11 protein-coding genes and 1 pseudogene are annotated in these 16,596 nt (G+C 58.9%); 10 read left to right on the forward strand and 2 right to left on the reverse strand.

Translation table 11 applies throughout. From position 1 onward, the window contains the following. Positions 1–436: 436 nt before the first annotated feature. Entirely contained in the window at positions 437–1,999 is a 1,563-nt protein-coding gene (locus I6F16_RS08265) for a hypothetical protein (RefSeq protein ID WP_225173568.1), read from the reverse strand. Between the two features lie 445 nt (positions 2,000–2,444). On the opposite strand from I6F16_RS08265, the gene I6F16_RS08270 reads away from it, so the two are divergent. From I6F16_RS08270 to I6F16_RS08280, 3 genes are all read left to right on the forward strand, one after another. After that, a complete protein-coding gene (locus I6F16_RS08270) occupies positions 2,445–4,763 on the forward strand; it encodes a multicopper oxidase domain-containing protein (RefSeq protein WP_225173569.1) in 2,319 nt (772 codons plus the stop codon). A gap of 8 nt (positions 4,764–4,771) precedes the next feature. Next, positions 4,772–5,260, forward strand: coding sequence for a hypothetical protein (locus tag I6F16_RS08275; protein WP_225173570.1), 489 nt, complete (start codon positions 4,772–4,774; stop codon positions 5,258–5,260). Between the two features lie 323 nt (positions 5,261–5,583). Beyond that, on the forward strand, positions 5,584–6,438 hold the full coding sequence (locus I6F16_RS08280; RefSeq protein WP_225173571.1) for an endonuclease/exonuclease/phosphatase family protein: 855 nt from the start codon (positions 5,584–5,586) through the stop codon (positions 6,436–6,438). 227 nt (positions 6,439–6,665) lie between these two features. Here the strand turns inward: I6F16_RS08280 and I6F16_RS08285 are convergent, their stop codons facing one another. Beyond that, complete coding sequence (locus I6F16_RS08285; protein WP_346656601.1) at positions 6,666–7,355, reverse strand: metallophosphoesterase; 690 nt, start codon at positions 7,353–7,355, stop codon at positions 6,666–6,668. Positions 7,356–7,569: 214 nt separating this feature from the next. Here I6F16_RS08285 and I6F16_RS08290 point away from each other — a divergent pair, with 214 nt between their 5' ends. The 7 genes and pseudogenes from I6F16_RS08290 to I6F16_RS08320 all read left to right on the forward strand — a co-directional run bounded on the left by I6F16_RS08290 (position 7,570) and on the right by I6F16_RS08320 (position 16,583). Beyond that, positions 7,570–8,745 (forward strand): MBL fold metallo-hydrolase, encoded by a 1,176-nt coding sequence (locus tag I6F16_RS08290; protein WP_249785461.1) that lies wholly within the window; start codon positions 7,570–7,572, stop codon positions 8,743–8,745. Then, complete coding sequence (locus I6F16_RS08295) at positions 8,720–9,754, forward strand: hypothetical protein (RefSeq protein WP_225173574.1); 1,035 nt, start codon at positions 8,720–8,722, stop codon at positions 9,752–9,754. Before I6F16_RS08290 ends, I6F16_RS08295 begins: the two co-directional genes overlap by 26 nt. Beyond that, positions 9,733–9,930: a hypothetical protein gene (locus I6F16_RS08300; RefSeq protein ID WP_225173575.1), complete on the forward strand. Its 198-nt coding sequence runs from the start codon at positions 9,733–9,735 to the stop codon at positions 9,928–9,930. The genes I6F16_RS08295 and I6F16_RS08300 overlap by 22 nt, the downstream gene beginning before the upstream one ends. A 329-nt stretch (positions 9,931–10,259) precedes the next feature. Further along, positions 10,260–10,625 (forward strand): hypothetical protein, encoded by a 366-nt coding sequence (locus tag I6F16_RS08305; RefSeq protein ID WP_225173576.1) that lies wholly within the window; start codon positions 10,260–10,262, stop codon positions 10,623–10,625. 750 nt (positions 10,626–11,375) lie between these two features. After that, positions 11,376–12,566, forward strand: coding sequence for a DUF2235 domain-containing protein (locus I6F16_RS08310; protein ID WP_225173577.1), 1,191 nt, complete (start codon positions 11,376–11,378; stop codon positions 12,564–12,566). Positions 12,567–13,398: 832 nt separating this feature from the next. Next, positions 13,399–14,361, forward strand: coding sequence for a zincin-like metallopeptidase domain-containing protein (locus tag I6F16_RS08315; protein WP_225123854.1), 963 nt, complete (start codon positions 13,399–13,401; stop codon positions 14,359–14,361). A gap of 105 nt (positions 14,362–14,466) precedes the next feature. Continuing rightward, a pseudogene (locus I6F16_RS08320) lies at positions 14,467–16,583 on the forward strand (ParB/RepB/Spo0J family partition protein). Positions 16,584–16,596 lie beyond the last annotated feature (13 nt).

Genomic DNA, 16,596 nt, shown 5'->3' on the forward strand with positions numbered 1-16,596 from the left:
GGTTTCAAGTGTTCCCACAGCCGCTTGGCGTGCTTTTGTCGAGATCTAATCCGCACAGTTGTTTGCCCGCTTTGAGAGGAGCAAGAGGTGCTCGCGAGACCCGTCGGGAGCTCCCAATTAGCTTTTTCAGATTTCGCGATCCGACGCCCAAACCCGCTCAATCGAAGGAATGATAGTGATCTCATTCGTTCCGCCTGAAATTTGATCACCCTCCGGGTGAATTGGTTATACGAACAAATGGGGACGCTGTACTTTCGGCCGTTTCCGATACGCGAAATGGCCCGTTTCATGAGTGGCAGGCGCCGAGATTCCAAGCGTTAAGCGTCGGTCTTATCGTATTGAACTCGGTCAACCTCGATGATTTTCCGTTCTACGGATGCTATGCAGAGGCCACTCGCGTTTGCCTTGTGTACGAGGTGACAACCACGCCGTGCTCCTACGGGAGGAATCCGCAGGGCGCCTCATTGATATTGAGGATGCGCGACATCGCTACGCATCGCAGCGGCAGAAAGCCGTTGGACTTCAGCGCCTCGGAAATGCCGAACCGCTTGCCCCCCTTCGCTTCTGGGCTGTCGTCCATGTCGCCGGGCATTTCGCTCTGATGGACGAAGGCCAAACCCGGGGGGCCAAGAGAGCTCGGCCAGTTTCCGGCACCGCCACCCAACGGTTGTCCATTGCTGAAGTGGTGGCATCCGGCACAGGTCTGCGTTTGGATACGCTGAACGATATCGGCGGTCGTCAGTGCCGTACCCGGCGAGCCGGGTCTCTTCAATTCGCTTAGCTTGGCGGTGATAAAGCTCCCGATCAGGCTTGAAGAGTTAAAAGCCTTGGTGACGCTGCCGACAACGTCCTGCCCCTCGTTGCCTTCAAACGGATTGAACTGGTCGTCCGAAGCTTCAGGGAGACGTAGGCCAAATGCCGCCGCAGAGCTCTCGACGCCGTTCCCTCTCAGGTTGTCGAACTGTTCCGCTAGCCGGGCGAGAAAGGCGGCCTGTAGGTCGATCGGCGCGTTGCCAGAGAATAGGCTTGGATCGGGATTTGTCTTGACAGTCACGGGCACGACGCGAAGTCCCGGCTGCAGCTGTTGAAGCTTGAATTCGCGGAGCGTCCAGATGAAGGGACCATTCGGATTCATGAACTGATTGGTCCTGATCTGTCCGGTGCCGGCTGCGTAATGATCGACATGGATGACAGGCGCAATTCCCTTGGATGGAATTCCATTCAAATAAAAGTCTTTGAGGCGGGTGCCGCGCTCGTCTTGATTAATGTTGGACAATTCCCGCCAGAATTGCTGGATTTCGAAGCAGCCGTCCATACCAAGGTTCGGCTTTGGATTGGGCAACCGCGCCTCGAAGATGATGAGATTACGGTTGGTGGCGGAGCTCTTGCCCGAGTTACGAGCGAACACGACGCGCGCCTCGCCACAGTCAACCGGATTCGCGGGATCAGCAAGGTCGGGGCGGTTGCTGTAGGCGATTGCGCTGTACCCCTGCTCTCCGTTGGGATTGGTGAAGGGATCGCTATTGGCTTCGTTTGCTTCCAAACGTGGGCAAATGAACGGAAAGCCGTTCAGCGAAGGCTCGCAATGTGGCCCCGTTACCTTGCCTGGCGCCGCAGCTTGGGTGTCCCACCACTGCTGGAACAGGGCGAGCTTGTCTGTCTTGGGGTCACCGCCCTGCTTGGCCAATTGGTCCATCACCTCGGCGAATGTCAGCTTCTCCATTATGTTTTCGTCGGTGACGAAAATTGACTTGCGAACGTCGATGATCGGCGCGATGGCGGGCTGCGGCTGTGCCCTGAGCTGCCTGCCTTCGAGTTGTTTCTTGATCTGCAGACCGAACGCGCCGACCTCCGGTGCATTCAGGCGGAAGCCGGGGCTATTGAGCTTGAAATCGACCGCCTGAGCCCGTGCGAGTGTTGGAGATGCCGCAAGGAACGCACCGAATAATCCCGCGAGTACCAACGAAAGCGACCGTGTCGCGTTGCTGTTTGACTTCATTTGAGGCCTCCCCAAAATATACAATCTGAAATCTGGCTAGACGGCACTCCCAAGCGCGCAGTGTGAAGTCCGTCTTGCGGCCTCTAGTGCACACGATAAAAAGAATTACATGCATCAAATTGATTGCAATCTTAGAGTGAATTGAGCCTTCTCAGCAAGGTTCTATCCTGCGTTGCATCGCGTGCGGACGTGCGTCTTTCGGCCGCACAACCCTGCGGCCGCGCGCTAGACCACATCCGACAAGGGGCGCGATCGACTACCGGCGTGTTTAGTTGGAGAAAGAGCACAGACCATAACTCCTGCGAGCGATGCGCAGGTGACATTTGCGTTGACCTCCTGGTGACGAGAACGTATTGTCATGCACAACGAAAAGATGTATAGATTTTCACAATCATTGGCGAAGATTATCTATTTATCGGTGTGACAGCCCGCTAGGGAATATTCGATGCAGGCCGTTGCGTTCGAATATGCATTTGAATGGGTCGCGCATGGGGACGGTGCCCGGCGGACTCAGCGGATAATTGAAATTCAAAGGGGAGTTCGGGGCGTGGCGATGCGCATGCTGGCCGTATCGGCTTTGGGCGCCGGCGCGATGCTTCTTTCCCCGGCGATTGCAGCCGACGTTGAGCTGCTTCAGCCTCCAGTCTGCTCTGCGGCGAGGACGGGACAACTGAAGGAGGTTTGCGAAGTCAAGCCGAGTGGTGGCGGCAAAAACGAAATCAAGCTCAACCTGACGGCGGCGAGTGCGACGATTTCCATCGGCGGGTACAAGGTCGTCACCGAGAATTACAACGGCAATTATCTTGCCCCGATCGTCGAAGCGATGCCTGGCGACACCGTGTTAGCGCATCTCGTCAATATGCTGACGCCGAAGCCCGGCGATACGGGGGCACATCACAGCAGTATGCATGCCGCAATGGCTGGTAATCCCACCAACCTCCACTACTTCCACGGTGGCATCGTTACGCCCAATAATGCACGGCCAAAAGAAGCGGAGAAGGGCGACGGCGACAACGTCTACGTTCTGCTTCAGTCAGGCCGCGACGCCAACGGCAATCCAAACAGTTTTGACTACAGGGTGCCGATTCCGGGCGAGATGGAGCTCGATGCCCGTGTGCTCGAAGGGAAGGGCGATATCGCGCATCCACTCGGGCTGAACTGGTATCATTCGCATATGCACGGGATCTCGGCCGGGCAAGTGGCAGGCGGAATGAGTGGTCTTCTCTCCGTCGGCGAAGCCGATGCAAACGTCAAGGCGGCCTGCGTGAAGGATCCGAATGATCCTAACAAATGCCTCAACGACGTCGACAGAGATACGCGGGACTTGAAAGCACGGACCAATGTCCGCTATGCACTATTGCGCGACATCGCACTTCAAGTCACTAAACGTCCCGATCAGGCGGATGGCGATGCGGCTACGCTGGACCCGAATTTCGCGTCGCTAACATTCCCGCGGAACACGCCCTGCGGCGTGCTTAAGGCAGATGGCTCGGGTCTGGATGACGATGTGAAATTGCGCACCGGCTTCTGCCAGCGCAATCCAGGACCTACACTGCTGTTCACGCTGAACGGACAGCGGTTTCCCACGATTACGGTGGCGGGTGGCCGCAATCTGCTGCTGAGGCTCGGCAATCTCAGTGCCAACGTTCCCTATTGGTTGGAGATGACCGATGAGGCCGATGGCACCGTCTTCCCACTGACGTTGCTTAGTCTCGACGGCGTAGTGCCGGCATTGCCGGCGCAGCCCGACCACGCAGTCAAGCCTGTGCAAGCGCTTAACAACAACGATCTTCTGTTGATGCCCGCTGCCCGGGCCGAGATTTATGTCCGCAACGATGAGCGGCCGCACGACACGGTGAGAACTCTTGTTCTCCGCACTAAAAAGCATAGGGTAGGACCGGAGGAGTGGCCCGAAATCCAGCTCGCAAGGATCGTGCTGCAGCCAAACGCGGACGCCAGTAAAACCGTGGTCGCCCTCAATGTTGCGCAGGCGCGAGAGCGCATTGGATTGCCTGCGCCAGCCCATGTCCAAGAGGGCGAATCACTTCCGCCGGGCTGTGTTCGCGACTTGAATCGCGCCGATCGTGAATTCCGCCGCGTCACATTCGTTGGGCAAAGTACGACCTCCGACGGGAGGAAATTTGATTGGGGCGTGTTGACCGAAATCGTTAGACGGGACGGCACAGGTCCGAAGGATCAGTCGTTGTACACGGCCGTCGATCCCGCAAACCTCAGCGTAGCCAAGAAGGATGGCACGCCGATACCATTTGAAGAATATCTGCTCCCGAACGGCCTGGTCGACTGGGACAACAAGGAAAAGAAGCGCGTCTGCATCAAGGTTAATCGTGGCGCAACCCTGGACAACCACAAGCAGCTGTGGGTGCTCGTCAATGGAACGTCGACGCTGCACAATTTTCACATTCACCAGATGAAATTCCGTCTCGCAACACGGCAGGAATTGCAGGATGAATACAGCATCCTTCCGCCTGCATCGCCGCACACCTGCGGCGACAATCCATGCGCGGGACCAAACTACGAACTCTATGACGATAGCCCGCAAGACCTCGATCCTGGCGCGACGCGTCGTTGGCACGACACCATCCCGGTGCCACCCCTCAATGCGGTGTTCGTGATGATGAGCTTCGTCGCCAAACAGCAGATCGGTCGGTTTGTATTCCACTGCCATATCCTCAAGCACGAGGATAGCGGCTTGATGGCACCGATCGAAGTGTGGGAGCCGACAGCGCTTGCGGTACAAAGGTGATTTCAAGCATGGGGGATGACATGCGAAACTCGGTTGGTTCATTGATCTTCGCCTCTGCGATGGCGAGCGTGAGCACGCAGGTTTTAGCGGAGACCCGGATTGTCACGACGACTCCGCAATTCACGTGGGCCTCCAGCGGCAAGGAGTCGAAAACGGACGGCACGCCGCTTGTCGTCGACAATCTGCAGGTCGGCGATATCATTGACGTCCAGATCGGCGTCGGCGTTCCGCACGGCCTCATTACTATCAAGCAGCTCGCGGACGTGAACGATAACCAGACGACCGAGCCTGTCTTGGCCTGCGGCGAAGATAGAACAAAAAAACCGAATGCCGTGCTGCGCGAGACCGAATGTGGTGGAAAATCCAATTTTGGCCAGAACTTCACCGGTTCGATGAAGCTCGAGGTGCTGAGTACCTTCACAAATGATGTCAATTTCTGGTGCACCGAGCACTTCTTCATGATGACGGGCACGCTGAGGCTAAAGCCGAAAACCTGACTTCGCCAAGCCAGGGCGCAGCAATTCGGTTGTCGGCAGTGCAGGCCTGGGGCAAACCCTCAAGAATGCGTTTTCGTGCAAATTCGGCGAGCTCATTCTCTAGCCGGCCCGGTTATTTCGCGTCCAGTAGGCTGGAGCACGAGCGGTCGTAATTATGCCTATCCCTTCGCAGGCGTCTCAACGACGACGAGCTCTTGGGGACGCCGAACGAATGGGCGAGGTTACAGTTCAAGGGCGGCACCAACGCCACAACACGGTACTGGGGATTGAGCCGGAGTTCAGAAACTAGGTTGCATCGAGATTGGAAAATGCGGAGTCTGCCTATGAGATGCGCTGTCATACTGCTCACCGCTCTTTTCGTCTCCACTGATCACGCGGCGGACATCCGTATTGCGACCTTCAATACCGAATCTGATGATGATACTCAGCCTGGAAGAGTCGCTGAGACGATCGGGCAAGTCACAAATGTCGACATCTGGGTTCTGCAAGAAGTCGAAAGCACGGAGGCCATCGGTCTTTACCGTGATGCTGCGCGGGGCATGCGGCCTGAACAATGGCGGTACATCATTAGCGAAAGTGGTGTAAATACCGACCGACAATCAGATCATCTTGGGATCCTCTACCGTACGGATATTTTTCGCCAACTTGAGACTGTTGAGTTTCATGCCATCCGCTCCCGCGAGGACGGCAGCAAGTATGGACGTACAGACTGGAGGCTCCGTGGCGCACTGTTTCTCCGACTTCAACATATCCCTTCGAGGCAGGAGTTCTATGTTGGCACCGTTCACCTCAAATGCTGCGGGGAAGGCGCGGACCAGCGCACGCACCAGGCTAGCCTTCTTGCAAACTGGATCAAGAAGCAAGATGTGCCCGTTATTCTCTTGGGCGACACGAATATTCCGATCGAACCTGATGCTGTCGAAGCGCAGATAACTACACCGGCGTTTCGGAAGTTGATCGATGATGGCGGACTCACTTGGTTGAAACCGTCAAACCCAACCAAGACTCAGTGCGATCCGCAGTTCAATTCAATGCTTGATCAGGTCTATCGAACCCGAAACATTCCGGTAGAATCGGAGACTGCAGAGATATTATTCACCACTGCGGCCTACTGCGAACGTGACACGCAAGGGTACTCTGATCACCGTCCGGTCGTGGCAACGTTTACATTGCGATAGGTCTCCAACGAAGGCCGGTGTTGGTTTTGTGGTCCGGGCGCTTCGTTTCGGCTTGTGCCCGGGCAAAACTGACCAACGATCTGATAAGCAAATTCGCAGAAGCTTATGAGTTGAACCGTTTAGGCACTCTCCGACATACGATGGAAGGTAGCCGATTGGGTAGTAGAAGAACTAGGGGAAGCTCTTGGGATTTCGCTGGGTTGCAGGCTCGAGCTTCAGTTGAAACTTCAATCCGTCGCTGTTGATGAAAAACAGGGGGCCTGACTGGACCGAACCAAAGGCCGCTGCTGTGAGAGGTCCACCGAAGCAGGCTCCCGTATTGATGTCGACGCGATTGGCTTGAACGTCGGGAGCACGCGTTGCCGTTGGCGTATGGCCGTGCACCAGAGAGCGCCATGCCACAGCCTCGAGGACAGGAACGGCTCACGTATCCACAACATGTCGTCCTTGGACTGGGCCTCCAAGGCAACGCCGGGTCTTACTCCGGCATGAACGAACAACCTGTGCTCGTCGCGAACTTGAAGGGGCAACGCTCTCATCCACGCGAGGTGCTCCGCCGGCAGATCGGAGGGATCCTCCCTGCCGTAGGCATCCAGTGTCTGCTCGCTGCCATTCGTCCACCACTGAATGAGCTCGGCATCAGAGCGACTCCGATCCGCGGCGCGGCAAAGCATATGGTCGTGATTCCCCATGATGCAGCGGAATCGCGACGGGGCGCTGGCCTGTTCTCGCATCAGATAGGCAATCACCTGGTCGGAAGCGGGCCCCCTGTCGACATAGTCGCCCAGAACAGGAAATCGTGCGCGATGGCGCCCGCGTTGCTTCGGCAGATTCCGAGCAGAGACCTGAGCTCCTCGAAGCATCCGTGGATGTCTCCAATCGCGAAAGTCATGCGTTCGTTCATATTGACCGCCCATTGCAAGTCAATCTAGCTGACATCAGCTGGCGTGCTGCGCCAGCCAAATATTTCTTCCAAATGTTCCATAATGCGTAAATTTCTCGGGGCCTCGATTGAATATAGGAAGATTGAAATGAGCGGGGCGAGGTTGCGTCGTGAGATTGCGAATCCATCGGGGAACGCGGGAGATTGGCGGCAGCTGTATCGAGTTGGAGAGCGAGGGGGCCCGAATCTTGCTCGATCTCGGTCTTCCGCTGAACGCCAAGGACCTTGCTTCGACACCGCTGCCTGAGGTGGAAGGGCTTTCCCTCCCCAGCGCCAGCCTTCTCGGTATCGTCCTGTCTCATGGTCATCGCGACCATTGGGGCCTGGTGCCGAAGGCGAATCCTGCGATTCCGCTCATTATGGGGCAGGCGACAGAGAGCATCATCCAGGCAGCCGCCGATTTCGTTCCCGATGCCGTGGCTCTGAATGCAAGTTATCACCTCAAGCATCGCAAGCCGATCCAGCTTGGCCCCTTCACCACCGTGCCGCGCCTCGTAGATCATTCGGGCTTCGATGCCTATGCCATGGAAATTTCGTCCGGCGACAAGCGCGTGTTCTATTCCGGCGATCTGCGCGCCCACGGCCGCAAGGGTAAACTGTTCGACGCGCTGATCGGCGATCCGCCCCGCGACATCGACCTCATGCTGATGGAAGGATCGAGCCTCGGCCGCCTGGCTGACGATGAGACGTTTCCGTCCGAGGCGGACCTAGAGGAGACGTTCGTCACTCGCTTCGAGCAGACCGAAGGCTTCGCCTTGGTCGCCTACTCGGCCCAGAACATCGACCGGGTGGTCACGATCTATCGCGCGGCGAAACGAACGGGCCGCAGCCTCGTCATCGATGCCTACGCCGCCGAAGTGTTGAAGGCCACGGGGCGCGACAGCATTCCTCAGCCCGCGGCGGGGTGGTCGAATCTCGCAGTCTACATCCCGCAAAGACAGCGCGTTCAATTGAAGGCCAGGGGGATTGCGGCGCTGGTCGATGGTTATCGCGGCTTCCGGATCTGGCCTGGGCAACTCGCCGGAAGCGCCCCGCGCTCGGTCATGCTGTTTCGGAGCTGGATGATGTCCGATCTAGCGCAGGCCGACGCGCTCACGGGCGCGAGAGTGTTCTGGTCGCAATGGGACGGCTATCTGGCCGACGGCCAGGCGGGGGCAGCCTTGAAGGCCGACTGCGAACGCCGCGGTATCCCATTCGAAACGGTACACACCTCGGGACACGCCAGCCCGACCGACCTAAAGCGCCTTGCCGCCGCCGTGGCCGCGAAGCGCCTGGTCCCGATACATACGTTTGAACGGCTTCGGTTTCCGGATCTCTTTAGCAACCTGGAATTGGTGGATGATGGTGAATGGATTGACTTCTGAACTAAACTTTCTCAAGCGCGGACTTTCAGGCTCGCAAATCGAAGGTTTGAAGGTGCTCGCGGAGAGCTCGATCGGCAATTGGTGGAAGGAGGTGCTGGAGAGCAAGGACCTGTTGCTTGCGGTCCGGAACGGATACCTGAACGCCTATGTCAAAGGTCAGAGCGTTTTCAAGATTGCGTTCGCGAAAGGCGGCAGCAATGGCAGCGAGCCCCGTCTTGCGATCCATTACAAGTATTTGGTGAAGCCGGAGCTTGAGAAAAAGGACCCACATGTGTCGTTCGATGGCAAGGCGTTCGATCTCAACCCCGCCGACATCGTGAACACCGATTATCAGTCCAAGCTCACCTTGCCGCAATTGATCAAGACGGCCGCGCGATTTGCCGGGCCTGAAAAAAGCGGGGTGCACAAGATCGCCAGGAAAGAGCCGAAGGTCGTTGATCTCGAAATTGCCTTCACGAAGGCTGGAGAGAACGGCGATCTATCCGCGCCGCGGATGGACATCGCAGTGCTGGTCCCGGGGAAACTGGGCAAGGCCGAGTTGGTCTTTTGCGAAGCAAAATGCGCGGATAATCGCGAGCTGTGGGACCTGGAAAAGCTTCTCAAGGGAGCAAAGAGCCTGCCACTTCCGGAGCGCTCCACGGCCGTGATAGCTCAAATCAGAAAGTATGAGCAGTTCATTCAGGCCAAGGAAACGCAGGAAAGCCTGATTGGGGGCTACGTCAGCACCTGCAGGAATCTGATGGAGATCAGCGCTCAAAGTAGGGGCAGACGGGTCGATGATCTCGTCAGACAGGTTGCCGAGGGGAGGGTCGAGCTGTCGATTCATCCCCGCGTTTATCTCCTAATCTACGATTTCGGCCAGGACGAGAAGGAGGGCCGTATCAAGAGAAAGCGGCAGGAGCTGAAAAAGGAAGGCGTCAGAACCATCGCTAAGGGCAAGCCCGGGGACTTTCAGTTGGCCAATGACATCTTGAGCGAGAATGCGAAATGGACTGGTTCGAGCGACTGACGGGTTTTCGCGAGAGCAGCTACGCCGACACGCGTGCCAGGGTCAAGGTCGAGGACCGAGAGCTCCGGTCTCTCGTTAACGGAAAGAGCTACGGTATCGGCGAACTCGAGCTGGTGTCGTTGCAGTCGTTGCAGTCGTTGCGTGAGCGGGCCTCAGTCGTCCGGAAGGGCGCCTGAGACTGGAAGTGGTTTGCGGCGATGTCCGACAGATGAATCGACAGCCCGCGAACGCCGGTGCCTTGTTTCAGGTTGCCTCCCAATTCAACCTGCTGGAGATGACCGGTCCCGCCGTGACCCCTGAGGAGGGGGTCACCCGCTATCAAGGTGACCCGACCCAGGGGCCGGCCTGCGCGAATCGCTGCCGGGACGGCGACGATCTACAGGAACTACTTTGCTCCAGTTGGGGACAGTTACGGACAGACAGCAAGGCGCCAGCTCGACGGACTGGCCGACGTTGGTGAAGCCCTGGCAAGGACCTGAACAGGCCGGTCGAGGCTTCATGGCAGATGGCCAACGGCTACGCCCTGTGCACCCGCGTCGGACTTGATGCCATTGCGGAGCACGTGAAAGGGATGACGCCGGACCGGCTCGATGCGCTGCGCGAAAGGCTGCGGGTCGGCGTGCATAGCGACGTGGAGGTCACTGACGCCGAGGGAACGCATCGACCGCGGGTTTCGCAGGTGTTTTGCTCGGGGCTTCCGGTCGCTTATTCGCGTGTTCCGTCGGCGCACTGGAAGCCCTTCGCGTCGCTTGTTCTGGAGGCAGCCTATGAGGCCACCTTGTTGGCTGCCGTCCTGAACGAGCAGCGGGGCATGTCGAGCGTCGTCTTGCTTATACGGGAGTGCGTTTGGCAACGAGGGCGAGTGGATTGACGCTGCCATCCGGCGAGCGCTGACGGCGATGTCGCGTTTCGAGCTTGACGTGAAGCTTGTAAGCTACAATGAGCCAACGCGGAAAACTCGGCAGTTGGTCGAGGATTTTAGTTGAAAATCGCTTCGTCGATCACCCGAGCCCCAGAACGGCTCAGTTGCCAACTGATAAGAAAACATACGAAAGCTTATCAGTCAGGAGTGAACATAGATCAGAAAGTTTGCGCTGCCCTAGACGGCAATCGGTAATCGGTGCCCATGCACTCGGCTCGGACCTGACCTGGTCACCAACAGATTAGGGGCAGATATCAAAAACGGCGGCAAGCAAAAAAGCCGATGTCCAAGCGCGCCGTTCAGCCGACTTCGTCCAGAATGGACTGCTGACCGAACGAGAGAAATCCGCTAAAAACAAATGCGCTTCTGTTCTGATACCAGAACGCGCCTTGCGGTTGGTAGATGGGGGCGCCTGCCCGAGTCTCTGCGGGTGTACTTCCGGCCCCAGCAGCGACTGATGTCACCCAAAACTCCGAGATTGCTCAAACGAGTGGCTTCGGCCTCTTCCTGGGCTTTCGTCAGTTCTTCGTTGTCTGTCGAAATCGGTACGATCTTGCGCGGCGGCTTGCATGTCCGGAGTATAGCGCCGAAAGAACCGGGAGAGCTCCGTACTGTTAGCAACTTGGAGATGAAGCCGTCCGCCCTGGCGACCACGGCGCGAATCGGATAGCTTGCTGGCATTTAGCAAGGTGGTTTGAAATGTCAGTTTCAGCTCCGACGGTCACTGCAGCGCCGGCCAAAAAGCGCCTGCTCGTCTTCCTTGACGGCACCTGGAACGCTGTTGGCAGCAATACGAATGTCTGGCGTATGAAATCTCTTTGCGCCCGCGCGGGAACGCAAGGCGAAGAACAGCGCGTCTATTACGATATAGGCGTCAACGGATTCTGGGGCGGTACCGTCGGCAAAGGGCTAAGTGACAACGTCCGGGAGGCCTACGAGTGGCTGATGGACAACTATGACGAGGGCGATGACATCTTCGTCTTCGGCTTCAGCCGCGGAGCGTATACAGCTCGAAGCGTAGCGGGTCTCGTTGCTAAGCACGGATTGCTGAGGCCAGGGTCGCCCTTGGGCACAGGCCAGCTGTTCGCGCGTTACAAGCGCTCGGATGACCGGACGCTTTGGAAGCTTCTGGAGCTTCGGGACGCCGGTACCCTCAATGACGCCACGCTGGAGGAGCGGTGGCTCATGAAGTATTCGCAGCCCGTTCACATCAAAATGGTCGGCGTTTGGGATACCGTCGGGACCGTGGGAGTTCCGCTTTTCAGCTTCGAGGGCATCAGCAGGTCAACCTTTGGCTTTCTGCACACAGGGCTCCGCATATCGATCGACAATGGCTATCACGCCCTCGCCATCGATGAGCACCGGAAGGACTTCGCGCCCACGCTTTGGACGGTGCGAAAGCCCCTCGAACCAGGTGCGGTCGTGGCCAAGCCGCGCGCTATTGAGAGCGTGGAGCAGAGATGGTTCGCCGGGGCCCACGCCAATGTTGGCGGCGGGTGCGAAAGCGATATCCTTGCGCAAGCTCCCCTGCGTTGGATGATGAAGAAGGCGTCGGGCCATGGTCTGGCATTCCGTCAGGATGTCGAGATTGACGGCGATCTGCTCACTGCTCCCATATCGGACTCCTACAGCGAGTTTGCCAAAGGCATGTACTCGAAAGTGTATTCACGGTCTTACCGCGAGCTGGGCGGAGAGCCGAAAACGCTTGAGGGCGGCATCCACACGACAGTCAACGAGACCATCGATGCCTCCGTGTTTAATCGCTGGCGTCAATCGAGTGAGTACCGGCCACCTACCGTCGTTGAATGGGCCGCGCGAAAGAAAGTCGATCCGGCTGCATTCATGCACTCAATCCGGGCGGACACGCCGAGCGTCGTAGCTCCGGACTGAAGCGGGCGCGCGATCAATACACATCGAAGTCCTACGACTGCTGCCCTTGGCTTGCCGATGTGTGGACAGACATGCGCGCGAGTGAGACGTTATCACAAAAGAAAAATTGATACCAAGCTGACGTGAAGCCGCATTGAGTGGCTCGCCGGAGGCACTCGCCCTCGGGCCCGCAGTCATTGCATGGCGTCGCTATCGCTGCCCTCGGGTCGGGTGCCTTCTTAACCGGTCTCGCGACGGCACTCGATCCCGGGTCCCGCCGCTGCGCGTCGGCGCTATGCTGATCCTCCTGCGGGTGCCTCTTTCGCCGCGTCCGCCAGTGGGTCTTCGCTTTCGCTCCGCCCGCAGACCTCTCTTCGACAATGGTAAGACCTCTGTGAAAATGCGCGGCGGTTCTCGGATCATTGCCTGCATCCTGTTCGCTCAGGTTTTGGCGCGTGCGGCAAGAGCCGCACCGGGCTCTCGTGAACCGAGGCGCGCAGCGTCTCGGCCTTGCGGCTTCGATCCCTCGCGCTAGGGCTTTGGTGCTCCTCGCCGGGGGCACTCGGGAAAGGGGCTCGCCTGCGGCGATCGCTATCACTGCCCCGTTCCCGGGTGCCGCTATTGAACCGGTCTCGTCGCTGCACTCGGACCCGCGTGCCTCTTCGGGTCGCTATGCTCACGCTCTCCGGGGCCCATTTTCCGTTGAGGCGATGCGTCCTTGGGCGCACGCCTGATCGGGCCTGCGGCCCTCGGTAGATGGCGCAAGGGCTGAGAGTAAGAGTGCAGGCTGGTTTTTCCGTGACGGGTTACAAGCTGCGAGAGAGGCTCGCGGTGCCCGTCGCGGAGACCCGCGATGTCAAACCCTATTGCTTGCGCGCGCGCCGGCCAGGACCGGGCGAACCTCTATAGCGAAATCACCGACAGGATCATTGCCGAGCTCGAGGCCGGCCGTGTCCCCTGGGTTCAGCCCTGGGGTACAGCCGCGGCGAAAGCGCCACTGGCCCTGCCGAAAAACGCGTCGACCAACCGGCAATACAGTGGCGTTAACATCCTCATCCTCTGGGGAGCCGTGATCGAACGCGGATTTGCCGGTCAAAGTTGGCTCACCTTTCGTCAGGCCCTCTCGCTCGGCGGCCACGTTCGCAAAGGAGAGCGCGGCACCACAGTCGTGTACGCTGATCGTTTCGTGCCGAATGACGAAAAGCGACACGCCGCCGAAACCGGCGAAGACGCGCAGGCAATTCCATTCCTCAAACGATTTACCGTTTTCAACACGGATCAGTGCGAAGATCTGCCTGATGGTATTGCCACCGCTGCGCCGCCACCGCCGGCTGGCCTCATCAAACCCACGGTCGACGCCCTGATCAAGGCCAGCGGAATTCCATTTCGGATTGGTGGAGATCGCGCGTTCTACGCAACGGCCGAAGACTACGTTCAGGTCCCGCCGCCGCAGGCCTATTTCGAACCCATCAACTGGCACCGTACCGCCTTGCATGAACTCGGTCATGCGACCGGGCACCTCTCGCGTCTTAATCGGGACCAGAGCGGATCCTACGGTACCAAGAAATATGCCTTCGAAGAGCTGGTCGCCGAGTTGAGTTCCGCGTTCAGCTGCGCGTCGCTCGGGATCGTCCCGACCGTGCGTCATGCCGATTATATCGGCTTCTGGCTTGAAGTCCTGCGCGAAGACATCAGGGCCATCGTGCGTGCCGCCTCACAGGCAAGCAAGGCCGCCGATTATTTGCTCGGCTTCGTTCCCGGGTCCATTGAGCCCGCGGTGCTGGACTCGGTTGTCGCCGATCACGATGCGGCGTGATGCTTCGCCTCGTGTGGCCGCGCGAGAGTGAGAGGAGGGGAGGCTGTTCGCGACGGGTTGGAAGCCGAGAGAGAGTCTCACGGCCGCCCGTCGTGGAGAGCCAAAATGACGAAAGCCGTACAAAAGATCACGCTGTCGCCTTCCCGGGACATCCCCTTCAACAAGCTCGTGCTCAGCCAGTCGAACGTTCGCCGCGTCAAGGCCGGTGTCTCGATCGAGCAGCTAGCCGAGAGCATCGCGCAGCGTACGCTTCTGCAAAGTCTGAGTGTCCGGGCCGTTGTTGATGCAGATGGCAACGAGACCCGCATGTTCGAGGTGCCAGCGGGCGGCAGGCGCTATCGCGCTCTCGAGGTCCTGGTGAAACAAAAACGCATGTCAAAAACGCAGGCGGTGCCGTGCGTCGTGCGTGAAGGGGGCATTGCCGCGGACGATTCGGTGGCGGAGAACGATGAGCGGGTGGTCTGCATCCGCTCGATCAGTTTCGGGCTTTCCAGACCCTCCGCGATCTCGGCATGAGCGAGGAAGACATTGCCGCCCGGCACTTCGTGAACCCTGCGATCGTGAAGCAGCGGCTGCGGCTGGCGTCGGTGTCGCCGAAGCTGCATGACGTCTATGCCGAAGACGGCATGACGCTCGAGCAGCTCATGGCGTTTTCGGTCACGGCCGACCACGCCCGCCAGGAGCAAGTCTGGGAGAACGTCAGCCGTTCCGGTTATGACGAGCCATACCAGATCCGCCGCAAGCTCACCGAGAATACCGTACGCGGGTCCGATCGCCGGGCCCAGTTTGTGGGCCTCGATGCCTATCAGCACGCGGGTGGCGGCGTTCTGCGGGACCTGTTCGAGCCCGACGGCGGCGGCTGGCTCCAGGACGCCGTGTTGCTCGACCGCCTCGTAACCGAAAAGCTCAAGGCCGAAGCTGAGACCATAGCCGCCGAAGGCTGGAAGTGGATCTCAATAGCCGTAGAGTTCCCGTACGGTCACACTCAAGGCCTACGAGAAATCGAAGGAAAACCTGTGGATCTCGCGCCTGAGGAGCAGGCCACTATCGATGCCCTGAATATCGAGCAAGCCAAGCTTGAAGCCGATTATCAGGATGCGGACGAGTTGCCCGACGAGGTCGATCAGCGTCTCGGCGAAATCGAGGTGGCACTGGCGGCATTCGAAGACCGGCCGATGCTTTACGAACCGACGGAGATCGCCCGAGCGGGTGTCTTCATCAGCATCGATTCCGAAGGACGCCTCTCGGTGGACCGGGGTTACGTCCGGCCAGAGGATGAGGTGCCGGCAACCGATTGTGACGTCGTGCGGGGCGTCGATGCGTCGTCGACCGAAGGCCAAGAAGAGGGCTCTTCCGTCCAGCGCACGGTCATCGCGGTCTCGGGCAGTGCCCCTGATGCTGAAGAAGACGACGAGGACGCGGCCAGACCTCTGCCGGATCGGCTGATCATCGAGCTGACGGCGCATCGTACGTTGGCATTGCGGGATGCGCTCGCCGAAAATCCTGCGGTCGCGTTCCAGGCAGTGCTGCATAACTTCGTCCTGACGGCCTTTTACCGGTTTGCATCGTCCGGGAGCTGTCTTGAGATCGGCCTTCGCACGCCGAATTTTCCCGCTCAAGCTCCGGGGCTGCGAGAAAGCGTCTCAGCCAAGGCTGTCGAGGCGCGGCATGAGGCCTGGAAGGCACGGTTGCCGAAGAGCGAGAACGACCTCTGGGATGCACTGACGGCTCTCGATGGTGGTGCACAGGCATCGCTGTTCGCCCACTGCGCGTCATTCGCGGTCAACGCCGTCTATGAACCGGCCAACCGCTACAATCAGGGCCGTGTCTCCGCTCACGGTGTCAGCAAGCGTCTTGACCAGGCTGATGTGCTGGCGCGCGCGGTCGGGCTTGACATGGTGCAGGCTGGCTGGCGACCGACCATCGCCAACTATTTCGGCCGGGTCACCAAGCCCCATATTCTGGAGGCGGTGCGGGAAGCCAAGGGCGAGTCGTCGGCGCAACTGATCGATCATCTGAAGAAGGGCGATATGGCCAAGGAGGCCGAGCGCCTTCTGGATGGCTCGGGCTGGTTACCGGAGCCGCTGCGTCTCGTCGATCCCGGCCCGTCTTCGGTGGATCCGGAAGGTGAGGCGGGCCCACTGCCCGAATTCCTTGCCGACGACGAGGATCCGGAGAACGGCGGCGAGGAAGATCCGCAGCAGCTCGACGCGGCTGAGTGAAATCACAGAGCGG

It is taken from the genome of Bradyrhizobium sp. IC4060, assembly GCF_020193715.1.
Taxonomy (GTDB): domain Bacteria; phylum Pseudomonadota; class Alphaproteobacteria; order Rhizobiales; family Xanthobacteraceae; genus Bradyrhizobium; species Bradyrhizobium yuanmingense.